The sequence below is a fragment of the Alkalibacterium iburiense genome (assembly GCF_039521845.1).
Lineage (GTDB): Bacteria > Bacillota > Bacilli > Lactobacillales > Carnobacteriaceae_A > Alkalibacterium > Alkalibacterium iburiense.
In genome coordinates, this window is record NZ_BAAACW010000058.1 from 1 (window position 1) to 16,725 (window position 16,725).

At 37.2% G+C, this 16,725-nt stretch carries 13 protein-coding genes; 11 read left to right on the top strand and 2 right to left on the bottom strand.

Annotated elements, in window-relative coordinates:
• Together tnpB and ABDZ53_RS04885 are read right to left on the bottom strand one after the other, a co-directional pair.
• Positions 1-285 (bottom strand): IS66 family insertion sequence element accessory protein TnpB (gene tnpB / locus ABDZ53_RS04880; RefSeq protein WP_343754469.1); only part of this gene is annotated, 285 nt, incomplete at its 3' end.
• Complete coding sequence (locus ABDZ53_RS04885) at positions 272-472, bottom strand: hypothetical protein (protein ID WP_343754470.1); 201 nt, start codon at positions 470-472, stop codon at positions 272-274. The genes ABDZ53_RS04885 and tnpB, both read right to left, overlap by 14 nt.
• Before the next feature lie 588 nt (positions 473-1,060).
• Between ABDZ53_RS04885 and ABDZ53_RS04890 the strand changes: the two genes are divergently transcribed.
• The 11 genes from ABDZ53_RS04890 to ABDZ53_RS04940 all read left to right on the top strand — a co-directional run bounded on the left by ABDZ53_RS04890 (position 1,061) and on the right by ABDZ53_RS04940 (position 16,649).
• Complete coding sequence (locus tag ABDZ53_RS04890) at positions 1,061-2,965, top strand: cell wall-binding repeat-containing protein (protein ID WP_343754480.1); 1,905 nt, start codon at positions 1,061-1,063, stop codon at positions 2,963-2,965.
• Positions 2,966-3,264: 299 nt separating this feature from the next.
• Positions 3,265-5,505, top strand: coding sequence for an N-acetylmuramoyl-L-alanine amidase (locus tag ABDZ53_RS04895; RefSeq protein ID WP_343754471.1), 2,241 nt, complete (start codon positions 3,265-3,267; stop codon positions 5,503-5,505).
• 164 nt (positions 5,506-5,669) lie between these two features.
• The gene (locus ABDZ53_RS04900) at positions 5,670-6,653 is read left to right on the top strand and encodes an LCP family glycopolymer transferase (RefSeq protein ID WP_343754472.1); all 984 of its coding nucleotides are present in this window, start codon (positions 5,670-5,672) and stop codon (positions 6,651-6,653) included.
• 99 nt (positions 6,654-6,752) lie between these two features.
• Positions 6,753-7,922: a nucleotide sugar dehydrogenase gene (locus tag ABDZ53_RS04905; protein WP_343754473.1), complete on the top strand. Its 1,170-nt coding sequence runs from the start codon at positions 6,753-6,755 to the stop codon at positions 7,920-7,922.
• 315 nt (positions 7,923-8,237) lie between these two features.
• A complete protein-coding gene (locus tag ABDZ53_RS04910; protein WP_343754474.1) occupies positions 8,238-9,245 on the top strand; it encodes an NAD-dependent epimerase in 1,008 nt (335 codons plus the stop codon).
• A 134-nt stretch (positions 9,246-9,379) separates the two neighbouring features.
• Positions 9,380-10,582, top strand: a complete 1,203-nt coding sequence (locus ABDZ53_RS04915) for a GHMP family kinase ATP-binding protein (protein ID WP_343754475.1) — start codon at positions 9,380-9,382, stop codon at positions 10,580-10,582.
• A 1-nt stretch (position 10,583) separates the two neighbouring features.
• Positions 10,584-11,321, top strand: a complete 738-nt coding sequence (locus tag ABDZ53_RS04920) for a nucleotidyltransferase family protein (protein WP_343754476.1) — start codon at positions 10,584-10,586, stop codon at positions 11,319-11,321.
• Between the two features lie 147 nt (positions 11,322-11,468).
• Positions 11,469-13,223, top strand: a complete 1,755-nt coding sequence (locus ABDZ53_RS04925) for a sensor histidine kinase (protein WP_343754481.1) — start codon at positions 11,469-11,471, stop codon at positions 13,221-13,223.
• 1 nt (position 13,224) lies between these two features.
• The gene (locus ABDZ53_RS04930; RefSeq protein ID WP_343754477.1) at positions 13,225-14,712 is read left to right on the top strand and encodes a response regulator transcription factor; all 1,488 of its coding nucleotides are present in this window, start codon (positions 13,225-13,227) and stop codon (positions 14,710-14,712) included.
• Between the two features lie 172 nt (positions 14,713-14,884).
• A complete protein-coding gene (locus ABDZ53_RS04935) occupies positions 14,885-15,808 on the top strand; it encodes a carbohydrate ABC transporter permease (protein WP_343754478.1) in 924 nt (307 codons plus the stop codon).
• 4 nt (positions 15,809-15,812) lie between these two features.
• Positions 15,813-16,649, top strand: a complete 837-nt coding sequence (locus tag ABDZ53_RS04940) for a carbohydrate ABC transporter permease (protein WP_343754479.1) — start codon at positions 15,813-15,815, stop codon at positions 16,647-16,649.
• Positions 16,650-16,725 lie beyond the last annotated feature (76 nt).

Here is a 16,725-nt window from a genome sequence, read left to right on the forward strand (position 1 = left end):
CAGCTGTTGCGCACTTAACTTTTGAATCTCGTTCTGGTTACGCGGCCAATTCAATTTCCCATTCTCTAAACGTTTGTACAAGAGAAGGAAGCCGTCGCCTTCCCAGTAAAGAGCTTTGAATCGATCCTTTTTTCCACCACAAAAGAGAAAGAGGGCCTCATGATACACATCCATATCATATTCTTCTGTGATGGTCGCAGCTAATCCGTCAATTTGACGGCGCATATCCGTCTTTCCACACACGATAAAAACATTCTCTACTTGAGTAAAATCAACGAGCTTCATTGAAGGACATCTCCGCGAGGAGAACCCTCAATGTCGACGGTTTGATCCCCTCGTAAATAAGTAACTCTGTCTGATTATTTCTTAAATGGGCCACCATTTTCTGTGAATGGACCTTCGAAATGTGTCGGCGATTAGTTTTATCGTCATGCAAGGTCACCGGTATGATAGAGTGTTTGTTCTTTTCCATATTAAAAACCTCCTGTGTACTTAAGATATCTTAAGTTTAACAGGAGGCCGCCAGGACTCACAGGTACCTAGCTATTCACCGCTTACCGTGCGACGAGTTTTTGTGGCGATTGCTTCGTCACTGTACGGCGATCGTTTTGATTATCCCGCAATGTCACAGGAACAATATCCTGTCTATTCTTTCCCAAACTAAAAACCTCCTGCATACTTAAGATATTTCAAGTTTAACAGGAGGTTATCCTTATTCACAGGTACCTAGCTATTCATCGCTTACGTTAATCATATTACTTATATGACAAATAGTCACAAAAATGATATGCAAAATAACTTTTAAATATTTAATATATCTGTTATATTTACATAAATATCGATTACATGAAATTTAAAAGCTTGAATAGAAGATATAAAACATCATCAATCTTGTTGTTTTACTAGGTCCGGTTTAGTACTTCTCAAAGATATTTACAAAAGTATATTGAATATGTAAGTAAAATGTCACAAAATAAACTGGAATGGGGGTCAATTAGGTGTAAAATAAATATTGTGTTATTTTTAAAAAATAGAAAGAGTGGGGAATTAAGTGAAAAAGATGACAATAAGGAAATCTCTCATTTATGCAAGTAGTATGTTACTTTTATTAAATATGACCAATACGAATAGTTTAAGTGTTCAAGCTACTGCGTCAGAAGATCAAGATAGTATACATATTGAGGAAGAATTAAAAGAGGGCTTTGCATACGAAGCTGAACTCATTGATGAGTTAGCTAACTTTGGAAATCCTTTAATGCACCTTCATGAAGAAACTGAATCAAAAGCTGTTAATGTTTTTAGTACATCAAGCACTAAAGCAAATAACCAGACTGTTGATGTAGAAAGAGTAGACGGAAGAAACAGATTGCGAGTGGCTGAAAACATTAGTCGCAGAGGCTGGAGCAGTAGTCATACGGTTGTAATTGCTAACGGGTTTAAATTCACAGATGCTTTATCAGGGACTCCTTTAGCCGCTCATTATAACGCACCTTTATTACTAGTTAATGAGAATGGAATTTCAACTGAAACATTAGCTGAAATTGCTCGTTTACAAGCAAAAAATATCATTATCCTAGGCGGACCTAAGTCTGTACCTGAATCTGTTGTTACTACTCTACAAAGTCGAGGTTTAAATGTTCAACGTATAGCTGGTCAAAATCGATATGATACATCGAGAAAAATAGCAGAGGAGCTTATTTCATTACGCGGACCGTCTACAGCTCATTTAGTTAATGGGGATGCTTTTGCGGATGCTGTGTCAATCTCTTCAGTGGCTGGTCGATATAAACAACCTATATTGTTAACTCGCGCTAATGAGTTACATCCTGAAGTTATAGAACTGACTTCTACCATTAAGGATTGGAGAATTATTGGTGGACCAGACTCTATTAGTACAAACACTGAAAATCAATTGAAAAATAGAGTCAATAACTCCACTCGTCTCTCAGGAAGAAACAGATATGAAGTAAATAAAAGAGTATTGAATCACTGGGGATTTAATACACAACATGTCTATATAGGTTCTGGGGAAGCATTTGCCGACGTACTTAGTGGATCTGTCCTAGCAGCGGCTGAAGGGACAGGAGTTGTCCTAACAAATAACAATACCGCAAATCTTAATCTAGCAGCGGATTACGTAAAAGGTAAAGGAATTGAGAGCTTTGTATTGTTAGGTGGAGAAGTAACTTTGAACAAGAATGTTTACAATACCTTTGAACAACTTTACAGATCGATTGAAAGAGTCCATCAAAATGGTATTTATACGGTACAAGCAGGAGATAATTTTAATCGTATTGCAGAAGGATTCGGAATGACACCTTTCCAATTACAGCAGTGGAATGGTCAAGTCAGTAATATAAATAACATAAAAATAGGTGACAAATTGGCAGTGACTCGTCAGGGTGTAGAAAGCATGTTAAGTGCCTCTGAAAAAGCTAAATTAATTGGCACAAATAACCCTTCACAGTTCAAGGATGCTCAACAGTTCATAGATTGGATAGCACCTAGAGCTCAAGAAGTGGCAAGTCAAAAAGGGGAAGAAGCTCTCTATCCTTCTTTAATGATTGCACAGGCTATTCATGAAAGTGGTATCGCTCGTGAAATTGGAGAAAGTCAATTAGCTAGAGCACCTCATTATAACCTATTTGGTATAAAAGCAAGAAATAACCAACCGTATACCTTATCTTGGACTTGGGAACATATCAGAGGAGAAAATATAGATGTGTTAGCTAGATTTAGAAGTTTTTCTTCTTATGATGAATCTTTAGAGGGCTATGCAAATCTGTTACGTTACGGCCGAGGCACTGGAGAAGATTTCTACTACAGAGGTACATGGAGAAAAAATACTAAAGATGTTTTCGAAGTATTAGATAACGGTGGTTTAAGAGGTTATGCGACAGATCCTAAATACTTTGAGGCTGTAAGAAATTATATTAATAAGTACAATTTAACTCAATACGATTAATGAATAGAATTGAGTTGTGTTATTTCAAATTAATATGAAATTAATCCGATACTGTATAGTTAGATTAATACCAAGTAACATACTCAACAGAAAAATAAATACAAAAGTGTTTCTGTTGAGTATGCATTTACCTATCGTTTTAAAGTATTCCGTCAGTATGATTGTCCGTGTGGAATATATATATCATTATAAAAAAAACGGCTGGTATTGAAAAAACAAAATAGGCACTGAAAATTATAGAAGGAAAGGGATTAAATTTGAATTTTAAAAACAATATAAAAAAACAGTTATTAGTCTTAATGTCTAGTGTGATGATTTTTGGTAACTTTACATCATTAAACTATGTATTTGCAGAAACGGAATCTGGGCTAACACAAGATGCGGAATTAGATGAAGAGTTAGATGCTATAGAGCTCGATGAGGTTTTAGATGAAACTTCTACAACTAATGATGTTGGTGAGGAATCTAATGCAACAGATGATGGTGACCTGATTGAAGATGATGAGCTAGAAGTAAAGCAATCAATTAAAGAAACCGAATCAACAGAAGACACCTCAACTACTAATGTGGAATTGCAAGAAGATAATAAATCAGAAGAAAAAACTCAAGTAATTGAGGAAGACCCCGAAAATAAAGGTGAAGTAAAAGAAGATAACATTAATCAAAACGATAACGAATCCAATGTAGAAGATAACAATCTGCTTGATCAAAATCTTGAGAAGTTTGAAATAAGACTGTATTTCCATAAAGATATGGATGACCTAGGGACTATTGGTTCAGCCTTTGAAAACTTTCTAACGGATTATCATCTACTTACAGCAGAAGAAATTGTTGAAAACATTGATGGGTTCCAACTTTACATAGATCAGAATAAAGTTATTCAATCTAATCATAATGGTTTTAACCCCGCAGAGTATGGATCTCAAAATAATGAAGCGCTAATCGAGATGTTACTTGGGATTCAGTCTGAAGGAGACTCACGAATGTCTACTTTTTCGACTAGCATGGCATTAAACCAAGTGTCTACTAGTTCAAGCAATAGTTCGTCAGTAGAAAGAATAACGGGTAAAAATCGTATCGAAGTAGCTATTAACATTAGTAAAAGAGGATGGAATAGAAGCGATACAGTCTTTATTGCAAATGGCTACCGATTCACTGATGCCTTATCCGGTACGCCGCTTGCCGCTCATTATAACGCTCCAATGTTATTAGTTAATGAAAGAGATATATCTAATGCAACAATAAATGAAATCAACCGTTTAAGAGCAAAGAATGTTGTTATATTAGGCGGACCTGATTCTGTCCCAGAACAAGTTATTAGCAAGTTACGTAGCCAAGGTTTAAATGTAAGACGTATAGCTGGAAGAAATCGTTATGATACATCTAGAATGATAGCAGAAGAATTAATTTCCTTAAGAGGACCATCAACTGCTCATTTAGTAAATGGCGATGCTTACGCTGATGCTGTTAGTATCTCATCTGTAGCTGGAAGATATAAGCAACCGATTCTTTTAACTCGAGCAAATGAACTTCACCCAGAAGTGAACATTATAGCGAATCAGGTTAAGGATTGGAGAATTATTGGTGGTCCTCAATCCATAAGTGCTAATACTGAAAACCAGTTAAAATCTAGAGTAAATAATGTCACACGACTTTCTGGAAAAAACCGTTATGAAGTCAATCAAAGAGTTTTAAACCATTGGGGTATAAGTGGGAATCAGATTTTTGTAGGACATGGCAATGCTTTTGCGGACGTTTTAACTGCATCTGTACTCGCAAGTAGAAATAATACTGGTGTTCTTTTAGTTAGAGATAATCCAGCCGATCTTCAACAAGCTCAACAATATGCTAGAAACCGAAGATTGACAAGATTTACACTACTAGGTGGAGATCAAACAATAAGTAATAATATTAAAAATGCTTTTGAAAAAGTGTATCAAATCGTCTTTATTGACCCTGGTCATGGAGGACAAGATCCAGGTGCTCGTGGAACTTTAAATGGCAGAACAATCAACGAAAAAGATTTAAACCTTTCAATGTCATTAAAATTAAGAGATGCCCTGAGAGCTCAAGGCTATAACGTTATTATGTCTAGAGAAAACGATAAAACCATAAGTATGGTAGAGAGAGCCAGAATGGCAAACAATACCGATGCAGATATATTTATAAGTATCCACCACAATAGTATGGGAGTAGGGAATAGCAGCGTACATGGTATTGAAACAATTTATTATAAACCAAGTTCAAACTATCCTCCTATTATAAATCAGGCTATGCACAATAATGCTCATAGAATTGCTGAAAGTAAGAAGTTGGCACACAGTGTGCAAAACTCTCTAATCAGCCAAACCAATGCTCATTACAGACGTGTGTTCGGAGGAGCTTATGTGGTTGTAAGAGAAACTACGATGCCAGCGATCATTCCTGAATTAGGATTTATGAGTAACACAGCAGAATTAAGAAAAGTAACAGATCCTTCCTATCAAAATCAGTTATTACGCGGATTAGTTAACGGAGTAAATCATTATTTTAACAATTAATATATAGAAAATAAGCTCTTCTGGTAGAATAACAGGAGAGCTTATTTACACAGTCAAATTAATAGAATGATTTAAGAAAAACTTCACACTTTCCTAATTGTACTAATGGATAAAACTGGTACAATTATCAATAGATATTATTTCATAATGAGAGAAGGTTTCGAATGAATCAAAATTCTAGAGTGAATAGAAACTATAAAAAGAAAAGAAAAAAATCAGTTTGGAGAATTGTATTAAAGGTACTGTTAGTATTCTTAACATTATTCGTAGTAGCTGGGGGATATGTGGTATGGCAGGTTTATAATGATCTGCAAGCAACAACCGGTGAGATGTATGAAGAAGTGGAAGGTCAAGAGCAGCACACCAGCCGTCAAGAAAGACCAGTTGTAGTAGATGACGGTGAAGATCCATTCTCAGTTTTAATTATGGGAATAGATACGGGAGACATGGGAAGAGTTGAAACAGGTCGTTCTGATACAATGATGCTCTTAACTGTGAACCCGAATACCAATAAAACAAGTATAGTCAGTATCCCTCGTGACACATATACAGAAATTATCGGTCGAGGTCATAAGGATAAAATCAACCATGCATACGCATTCGGTGGAACAAGTATGGCTATGAATACCGTTCAAAATCTATTTGATGTGCCAGTGGATTATTATGTTTCCGTGAATATGGAAAGTATGCAACAGATAGTGGATGCTGTGGGCGGAATTAGTGTTATTCCACCTATATCCTTTTCATCAGGAGAGTATTCATTCGTAGAAGGTCAGTCTACTCATATGGATGGCTCAAAAGCTCTGGCCTATTCCAGAATGAGGAAAAGTGACCCTGAAGGAGACTACGGTCGTCAGCATAGACAAAGGCAAGTGATTGAAGGAACGATGCGCAGCATTGCCTCACTTGACTCCATCTTAAATTACCGTACTATTTTAGGAAGTATGAGTGACAGCATGAAAACGAACATGAATTTCGATGACATGGTAGACATGTTTAATAATTATCGTGGTTCAGTATCTAATGTTGAACAAGTCCAGTTATCAGGTAGTGGACAAATGATAAATGGTATCTACTATGAAATTATTCCAGATGAAGAAATCAATCGCGTAAGTTCTCATTTAAAGTCTGAACTAGAATTAAATTAAAAATAAGGGACACTGAAAAGTGTCCCTTTATAATTATGTTGTGATAAATTTCACATTGAGTTATAATAGAAATGATTAAATAATGGAAGGAAGAATTATATGAATATTACAGTAGTAGGAATGGGATATGTTGGTTTATCCAATGCAGTGTTATTGGCTCAACATAATAAAGTAAAAGCTCTGGAGGTAATTGAAGAAAAAGTTGAACTGATAAACAAAAAAAATTCTCCAATAGTCGACAAAGAAATTTCTGATTATCTAGCTAATAAAGAGTTAGATTTAGTAGCGACAACAGATCCTAAAGAAGCATATGCTGATAATCCTGAATATGTTGTAATTGCAGCTCCGACTAATTATGATGATAAAACGAACTATTTTGATACATCATTAGTTGAATCTGTGATTGAGGATGTTATCAAATATAGTCCTGAATCTATAATGATAATTAAATCGACGGTTCCAGTTGGATACACGAAAGAAGTTCGAGAAAAATTCAATACAGATAAAATAATCTTCTCCCCTGAGTTTTTAAGAGAAGGCAATGCCTTGCACGATAACTTATATCCTAGCAGAATTATTTTAGGCGAGGAGTCCGAACGTGCTCAAGTATTCGCTGACTTATTAGTACAAGGTGCAAAAGCGGATGATGTAAATGTCCTCTTGATGGAGTCAACTGAAGCCGAAGCAGTTAAACTGTTTGCTAATACTTATCTAGCTCTTAGAGTGGCCTATTTCAATGAGTTAGACACTTACGCAGAAGTACATGGATTAGATACTCAGTCAATTATTGACGGTGTCTCACTTGATCCACGCATTGGAGATCATTATAATAATCCTTCATTTGGTTACGGTGGCTACTGCTTGCCGAAAGATACGAAACAGTTACTAGCTAACTACGACAAAGTGCCAAATAACTTAATAAGAGCAATAGTAGATTCAAACCGTACTAGGAAGGATTTTGTAGCTGAGCAAATTATAGCAAAGAATCCTAAAAAAGTTGGAATTTATAGATTAGTGATGAAATCTGGCTCGGACAACTTCCGTGCGTCTTCTATTCAAGGAATCATGAAACGTGTCAAAGCAAAAGGAATAGAAGTTGTGGTTTATGAACCAGTACTTGAAGAAGAAACCTTTTACAACTCTAAAGTAAATAATGATCTAGAATCATTCAAGAATGAAGTAGACGTTATTGTAGCTAATCGTTTAACTGAAGATATTATGGATGTTAAAGACAAAGTCTACACGAGAGATTTATATAATAATAATTAGTAGAAAAATAATAGAGCCTTCGTTTTTTGAAGGCTCTTTTTTCGAATGAATAATCAAACCTTACTCTACTCAGATAAAAATAACGAGTGAGTTGAACGAAATAGCTCCAACTCAATGAACTGAGTCTGACATATTGGATGAGTTGATTGAGATACCCATAACTCATTCAACTCAGAAAATATTTATTGATGAGTTAATCGAGCTAATGAAAAACTGAATACTGTAACGGCAGAGACAGCTTTTCGCATTTGTCTCAAAAGGAGTATCCTGTTATAATTTAACGGTACATATAAAACACAAGAAAGAGATGAGCAAATGAAAATACTAGTCACTGGTGCAGCCGGTTTTGTCGGCTTCCACTTATCCCAAGCACTCTTAGATAAAGACATAACAGTTGTTGGATTAGATAATATGAACGATTATTACGATCCACAACTAAAAGAAGACCGTCTGGCAATTTTAAATAAGCGTGAAGGCTTTACTTTTCATAAAATAGATCTAAAAGATAAAGCAGATATGGACAATCTTTTTGAAAAAGAAAAGCCAACGCACGTCATTCACTTGGCAGCCCAAGCGGGGGTAAGATATTCCATTGATAATCCTTATGCTTACGTTGACAGTAACTTGATTGGAATGATGAACATTCTAGAAGCGTGTCGTCATTATCCAGTAGAACATTTACTGTATGCTTCCTCAAGTTCAGTATACGGTGGAAACAAAGTAGCGCCATTTTCAACGAACCATCAAGTGGATCATCCGGTATCCCTTTATGCTGCTACTAAAAAGTCCAATGAATTAATGGCCCATACCTATAGTCATTTATATAATATACCAACAACAGGCTTACGTTTCTTCACTGTTTATGGCCCGTACGGTAGACCGGACATGGCTTACTTTAAGTTTACTAACAAAATTAAAGCAGGCGAAGCGATAGATGTCTACAATCACGGACAAATGGAACGCGACTTCACCTACATTGATGATATTGTAGAAGGTATAGAAAACTTGATTGAAAAAGCGCCAAAAGCCAATAAAGATTGGGATGAAACGAAAGATGATTTGAGTTCTAGTTTTGCCCCTTATAAAGTTTACAATATAGGAAACAATAACCCAGTTAAACTCATGCGATTTATTAATGCCTTAGAATCTGCTCTAGGAGTAGAAGCTGAGAAGAATTATATGGAAATGCAACCGGGTGATGTTGTGAGAACTTACGCTGATGTATCTGACTTGGAAAGAGATATCAATTTCAAGCCGTCTACCACAATTGAAGAAGGCTTAGAGAAGTTTGTAGAATGGTATAAAGACTACTATAAAAACTAAAAATCAGGCCAACTCTTAATGTTAATATGAGTTGGCTTTTTTTATTTTTTGATTAGATAGTCACAATAAATCTAAACATTTACCCGCTTTCATGGTAATATAGAAGATATGATTTGATAAGGAGGGACAAGAGTATGAAAGACATTATTCAAGCCTTTAAAAAAGACTACAGCGAAAGGGACATAAGAGCAGTCAAATCACCTTTGCGTATTTGTCCATTAGGAGCGCATTCCGATCACCAATTAGGGAAAGTATCAGGAATGACATTGGATTCAAGCGTGGATTTCGTCTACTCACCAAGTAACGATGGGTACATAAAAGTAAGAAGTTTAGACTTCCCAGATAAAGAATGGTTTCACCTAGACCATGAAATGGAATATGTTCCAGGTTTTTGGGGAACGTATTTAAGAGGAGCCGTACAAGCCCTTAAACAAGACCATATTTTAAGAAAAGGCATTAAAGGCGTAGTAAGCGGGAAGTTGCCTATAGGGGGATTAAGTTCTTCTGCAGCCGTCACAACAGCTTACTTAATGGCTTTAGCAGATGCGAATGAAATCGAGCTGTCAAAAATGGAGCTCATTCAGTACAGCCACTGGGTAGAAACCCAGTTTATCGGTCTGAAAAACGGTATTTTAGATCAGTCCGCAAATATACTTAGTATGAACAATCAATTGATGGTGATGGATTGTACGACTAATGAATATGAACTCATTCCTAAAGGTGAAAATACGCCGGAGTTTGAAGTGATCATCGTCTACTCAGGCATATCTAAACAACTAATTAGTACCGACTTTAATAACCGAACAGATGAACTGAAAGTAGCCGGGTGGATACTCCAAGACTTAAGCGGCATGGACCCATCCCCGTCTCTTGAGCGTGTTCATCTACGTGACATACCGTCCAGTGTATACGAAGAATACAAAGATCAGTTACCTGAACGTTTCCGTAAGCGTGCCGCTCATTTTTACACAGAACAAGACCGCGTCAACAAAGGCGCAAAAGCTTGGGCTGAAGGAAATATCGCAGCGTTTGGACAGTATATGTTTGAGTCAGGAGAAAGCTCCTTCTTCCAATACGAATCAGGTATACCAGAAATGAAAACGATCTTTGATATCCTAAAAGACTCTGAAGGCGTATACGGAGCAAGACCAAGCGGGGCAGGTTACCGCGGAGCCGTTATCGGCCTGGTTAACCCGGCTTACAAAGACAGCATAAAAGAAAAAATGGAAAAAGAATACACAACTAAGCACCCAGCATACAAAGATGACTTTGCGGTCAACTTTAGTCACACAGATGATGGAGCCCGCTTGGTCAAAGATTTAGAAGGGTGGATGTAAAGTGAAAGCCATTGTATTAGCCGCAGGTTACGCCACACGCCTGTATCCTTTAACCAAAAACCAGCCGAAACCCTTACTGGAAGTGGCCGGCAAAACCATTTTAGACCATATTGTTGAAAAATTAGACAAAGTCGAATCGATTGATGAAGTTATCATAGTGACGAATGAAAAATTCACTACTCACTTCCAAGACTGGGCGAATGGTGCGTCCTATACAAAAAAACTAACGGTGTTAAATGACGGGACAACGACCAATGACAACCGCCTGGGAGCCATTGGCGATATTCAGTTTGTCAGTGAAACCTTGCAGTTAGATGATGACGTTATGATTTTAGCAGGCGACAATCTGTTTGACTTTGAACTAACAGATTTTGCCCAGTACTTTGAAGAAAAGGAAACGGACTGCATTACTTCTTACCATGAAGAAAATGAAGCCCAGTTAAAAAGAGCAGCCGTAGTGGAATTGGATGAGAATCAAGAGGTCTTATCTTTTGTTGAAAAACCAGATAATCCCCAATCGAATTATTGTGTCCCTGCTTTTTACTTATACAAAAAAGAAACCTTACCTTTAATTAAAGACTATTTAGAAGCAGGCAATAATCCAGACGCACCTGGACACTTTGTTCCGTATCTTATCCAGCATAAGCCCGTGCATGCGTATTTATTCGAAGGCAAGCGATATGACATTGGGACTTTAGAAAGTTACGAACAAGCCAAGCTAGAATTCAGCAAGAAATAAGAATTCTCTGTAGTAATGAATAGACTATGGTTAATGGAGTCCTTTATGGGATAGATTATTTGTCCCTCCCATAAAGGGCTTTTTAATATCTTTTCTAGTGGAATGATAACCTTTTCAATACAGAATGCGAGGTTACTTTTAGTGCAAATGAAAAAAGCTTTATTTCGTTCCTTTAGTAAAACGATTAATTTCTTTTATCTTATATTGAGTATTCTATTTATTGTATTTACAGCGAGCGTCTTTTATATTGCGGCGACCAACCAATTGACGGAAACGACGATTGATACGATGCAAAATATTGTTACCCAAAAAAATGAGTTCATCTCTTATGTGTATAGAGACATCTTCGAGCAGTTCTATACGTTTATTCAACAAAACAGTGTAACGAAGCTGGCTAATGGACAAGCCCTTACGCCAGGTGACTATATTCAGTTAACAGAGGAAATGGATGAATTATACGGATCGAATTCTTACTTAGTAGACTCCATCTACATAAACCTGCATGATTTCCAGTTAGTTTACAATGAAGAACGGGGGATTAGAAACAATATAGATATAGAGCTGGACGACTTCTCTTCATACGAACATAATGAAGGGTATTTTTGGGTGGGGAATCATACCAGTCCCTTGCTCGATTCGGAAAGAGACGTTCAAGCGATTGGCCATTTAGTGAGTGATTTTTACGGGAACGAAGTGGGGGTCGTGCTCATCTACCTCAATACATTCTTTATTGAGAACGTTTTAGATGATTTCTCTTTGGAAGAGGGCTATATGCTTCTGATGTCCGGTCAAAGTTATTACACAACAGAAGATTCAAATGTATACGATGGTTTAAACCAACAGATCCATGCTCAGTACTTGGAAGGGGTTGGGACCCAGGAAGTGCAAGAAATAAGTACCGAATCCTTAGGAAGTTATTATGTCCAGCAAAGCCCTGTGAATTTTAATGACTGGGCTTTAGCTCTTGTGACACCCAAGCCGACTATATTTAATTCAGAGAGCACCTTAAGCTGGGTGATTATTATCTTTTCTCTCTTTATCGCTCTATTAGCCTTTTTACTGTTAAGAATGATTAAGCGATATATTTCTAATCCGATAGAAGAGCTGTCTGAAAAAATGCTCGGGACAGAAACTTTTGATGAAAAAATTGAGAAACCAGAAACGGTGCCGGATGAATTAGCTGTACTATATGAATCCTTCAATAAATTAATTGAAAGAAATACAGAATTATTTACAGAAGTCACTTTGTCTCAAGAAGAGAGAATGGAGCTGGAAGTCGCTTTGCTGCACTCTCAGATTAGTCCGCATTTCCTATATAACACTTTGTCGGCTATAAAAGGCTTGAGTGATATGGAGATGAATGAAGAAGCCAGTCAGATGACTACCCAGCTCTCGGATTTCTTTAGAACCAGTTTAAGTAGAGGCAGAGAAATCATACAGCTCGAAGAAGAGTTACAGAATGTGGAAAGTTATTTAACCATTATGGAAACAAGATATGGCGATTTCTTTGATTACACGATAAACATCCCTAAAAAATGGTATCCATACTATATTGTCAAGTTAAGCCTTCAGCCCTTAATCGAAAATGCTATTTACCATGGTGTGATGAATGACCGTAAAAAAGGCCTTATTTCATTGACTTGTAAAGAAGAGGATGGGGATATTGTGTTTTCAGTCTGGGACAATGGGAAAGGGATTAAAGAAGAGAAGCTATCAAAGATAAGAGAAGAACTGTCTGCTCCCTATTTAACAGATAGTGAGACTGAAACAGGAGTCGGATTGAGAAGTGTCCATATTAGAATTAAAAATCGCTATGGTGAAAAATACGGTTTAGTGATTGACAGTGAATACGGAGAATATACTCAGATTTTATTACGCATTCCTAAAATTAAAGGAGAATGACATGTATAAAGTAGTGATTGCTGAAGACGATCGAATTATACGAAAAGCTCTATTGAAAGCGGATTGGGAAAGTATCGGTGCGCAAGTCGTCGGAGAAGCCTCGAATGGACAAGATGCCTTAACAGTCATTGAAGAAGAGAAGCCTCATTTACTGATTACAGATATAAACATGCCGTTTGTAAGTGGCATAGATTTAGCTAAACAGGTAAGAGAAAAATTAGAACCCACCCGCATTATATTTTTAACTGGCTATGATGACTTTGAGTACCTGCATGAAGCCCTGCTGCTTAAGTCGGATGATTATTTACTTAAACCGGTTAAACTACCAAAACTTCTAGATAAAGCAAAACAAGCTCTGGACACGTGGCAAAAGGAAAACAGTAAAAGTGAACAGTTAGCCACCTCACTGCCTTTACTTCAAGAAGCTTTTTTATCTGACTTGCTATACAGTGAGTCCCACTATACGGATGAAGAAATAAATGAACAGCTGGAAAAATTAGACTTGTCCCTTAAGGCTTCCAGTTTTGTTGTCTACACGATTTCAGTTCCTGAACAGGACTGGCTTGAGGCTCTTTATAAAAAGAGTGTACCTGTTACCCAAACAAACACGATAAAAGTCATTCCTTTCCATGGAACGGAATTGTTTATTCTAGCAGCTGTTACCCACGATGCTTACGATCAATTAGTTCAGATTAAAAACAGCGTCAAAGAATTAGAAAAAGAAAAGGGTACGGCCTTTCAAATGATTCAGTCGTCGGTTTATGATAAAAGGACAGATATTAAAAAAGCCTTGTTAGAAGTGAGAATGGAGAGGATGAGCAAGCTAGCTGATAGTAGCGATACAGAGGAAACGCATTCGCTTGCTCAACTCACTCAAAATCATAAAGAAGAGCTGGAACAGATTGAATCGTTTATACGTTTATTTAAAACAGACACTTTCACATTAAGTGAAAACAAAAAGATAGGCGTTAATTTAAGTACATTTATTTCTAAACGAATCCATCAGTTTGCAGCGACTGATAAAGAAGACACGAATCAAATTGAGCTACTTGAACGAATTGTAGCCGCAAAGAATAAGGATGAACTCTATGCACATATAAAAGGATTACTCGATAAGTGGCAGGAAAGACTTTCAGCTGAAGAAAAAAGACTCACAGAAGACTCAGTCGTTACACGGGCAAAAAACATTGTCGACGATTACTATAAAGACCCTGAACTCAATCTTAATACTTTAGCGCAAGAAATACATGTCACCGTTCCTTATTTGAGCCAGCAGTTTAAAGCAGAAGTAGGGATGAATTTTACGGAGTACCTTTTAAAGAAGAGAATGGAGAAAGCCAAACAGCTCTTAAAAGAAGCGTCTTTGAAGACCTACGAAATAGCAGGTGAAGTAGGCTATCAAAATGCCTACTACTTCAGCAGTTCATTCAAAAAGTATACAGGCTTGACGCCGACCGCTTACAAAAAGCAACAGAGTGAAAGCCAATAAATAGAGGAGACACGACCGCATGGATGCAAAAGTGGCCGTGTCGTTTATTATAATAATTTGCTCTTTGATATCGTTTTCATAAAATACCTTAAAATATTATAGGTTCAGCGTAAGATATTGAATTTAGCTAGGAAGCGCTTTCTGTTAATCTTTGGGTGTAGGAGGGAAAGATATGCAAAGAACAATTATTGAGCAAAATATGAAAGAAAAGAAAAAGAAAAAGCTGAAAATAAATTGGGTCCCTTATTTACTTTTAGCCCCTGCATTTATTATTATTTTGGCTTTTCTTTTTTATCCAATGTTAACAGTCTTTTATTACAGCTTCCAAAACTATAATATAGCCGCACCATTTTATGATAGTTTTGCTGGGCTATCGAACTATGTCCGCTTATTTACGGAAGACAACATGTTTCTTCCAAGTCTATGGAACAGTGTCAAATGGGTAGGCACCCAAGTCTCCTTACAACTTGTATTCGGCTTAGCCGTTGCCTTAATATTGAATCAAAAATTTGCAGGCAGAGGCGTCATCCGTTCCTTGACCTTTTTACCCTGGGCCATCTCAGGTGTTTTAACGTCTGTTATCTGGATGTTAATCTACAACGAACATATCGGGGTCTTAAACGACATTTTAATGCGTTTGGGTATTATTGACAGACCGGCAGCCTTTTTAGCTAGTACGGGTACTGCTTTCACGGCGGTCGTTATTGCGGAGTTGTGGAGAGGGATTCCTTTCTTTGCGGTAACTCTCTTAGCTGCATTACAGAACATACCAGAAGAATTATACGAAGCGGCACGAGTGGATGGAGCCACGCGCTTTCAGCAGCTGGTCAGTATTACTTTACCGCAGCTGAAACGGACGATTGTCTTGACCACATTATTACGAACAGTATGGACCTTTAACAATGTCGACTTAATCTATAACTTAACAGGTGGAGGACCAGCAAACTCAACTATGACATTCTCTATGTATATAGTAAACACAGCTGTAAACGGTTCGAACTTTGGTTATGGATCAGCCATGACAGTTGTCGCAGTCTTAATCTTAACGATTCTCGCTGCCGTCTATCTAAAAGTGTCCAAGTTTGAGGAGGTATAAAAGAATGGGAAAAAACAAAAAACTCGATCGTGTGTTAACCTTTAACATACCGATGCTGCTGATGCTTTTATGGTCTGTGTTTCCTATTTATTGGACATTGAATACAGCCTTAAAGCCTGAAAGTGACATCATCGGTTCTTCAGTCGTTGAATATTTGCCGTCAAATGTAACCATTGACAACTTTATAACAGCGTGGACGAATGTCGGTTTCGATACCTTCTTCGGAAACAGTTTAATTGTAGGGATAAGCACCGTCCTATTAACGGTCTTACTATCTATCCTAGCAGGATACGCACTCGGACGTTACGACTTTGCTGGAAAGCGTTTCTTGATGCTCGTGCTTCTAGCGACACAGTTTATTCCTAAATCCATGCTAATTATTCCACTGTTTATTATTTTCAGTAATTTAGGTTTAACAAGTAATCTGTTTGGTCTCGTCTTAATTTACACAACCGTCCAAGTGCCTTTTAACTCCATACTTATGAGTGGCTTTATCGCAAGCATACCTGCCGAACTGGAAGAAGCGGCATCAATTGATGGAGCGACTAAATTACAATCCTTAACCAAAGTGCTACTGCCTCTTTTAGGACCAGGTATTGTAGCGACAAGTGTCAACATTTTCGTCTATGCCTGGAACGAATTTATCTTGGCATTGATGCTGACAAGTAACCATGCGAAATTTACGTTACCAGTCGGTTTAAGCTTTATGATGGGAGAGTATAATATTCACTACGGCGCCCTAGCAGCCGGAAGTATTATTGCTCTTATTCCATCAGTTATCTTGTTCTTAATCGCCCAAAAACACTTAGTAAACGGAATGGGCGGAGCCGTTAAAGGCTAAAACATTTGGTAATGCCAAAAGTTCTATGAAAAATCAGATTATTCCTGTTCGAAGGTATGATATTCCCAAATAGGAT

Excerpts from the sequence above, each read along its gene's own strand:
- ABDZ53_RS04885 (WP_343754470.1), bottom strand. The coding sequence starts at position 472 with ATGGAAAAGAACAAACACTCTATCATACCGGTGACCTTGCATGACGAT.
- ABDZ53_RS04890 (WP_343754480.1), top strand. The coding sequence starts at position 1,061 with ATGACAATAAGGAAATCTCTCATTTATGCAAGTAGTATGTTACTTTTA.
- ABDZ53_RS04895 (WP_343754471.1), top strand. The coding sequence starts at position 3,265 with ATGTCTAGTGTGATGATTTTTGGTAACTTTACATCATTAAACTATGTA.
- ABDZ53_RS04900 (WP_343754472.1), top strand. The coding sequence starts at position 5,670 with ATGAATCAAAATTCTAGAGTGAATAGAAACTATAAAAAGAAAAGAAAA.
- ABDZ53_RS04905 (WP_343754473.1), top strand. The coding sequence starts at position 6,753 with ATGAATATTACAGTAGTAGGAATGGGATATGTTGGTTTATCCAATGCA.
- ABDZ53_RS04910 (WP_343754474.1), top strand. The coding sequence starts at position 8,238 with ATGAAAATACTAGTCACTGGTGCAGCCGGTTTTGTCGGCTTCCACTTA.
- ABDZ53_RS04915 (WP_343754475.1), top strand. The coding sequence starts at position 9,380 with ATGAAAGACATTATTCAAGCCTTTAAAAAAGACTACAGCGAAAGGGAC.
- ABDZ53_RS04925 (WP_343754481.1), top strand. The coding sequence starts at position 11,469 with ATGAAAAAAGCTTTATTTCGTTCCTTTAGTAAAACGATTAATTTCTTT.
- ABDZ53_RS04930 (WP_343754477.1), top strand. The coding sequence starts at position 13,225 with ATGTATAAAGTAGTGATTGCTGAAGACGATCGAATTATACGAAAAGCT.
- ABDZ53_RS04935 (WP_343754478.1), top strand. The coding sequence starts at position 14,885 with ATGCAAAGAACAATTATTGAGCAAAATATGAAAGAAAAGAAAAAGAAA.
- ABDZ53_RS04940 (WP_343754479.1), top strand. The coding sequence starts at position 15,813 with ATGGGAAAAAACAAAAAACTCGATCGTGTGTTAACCTTTAACATACCG.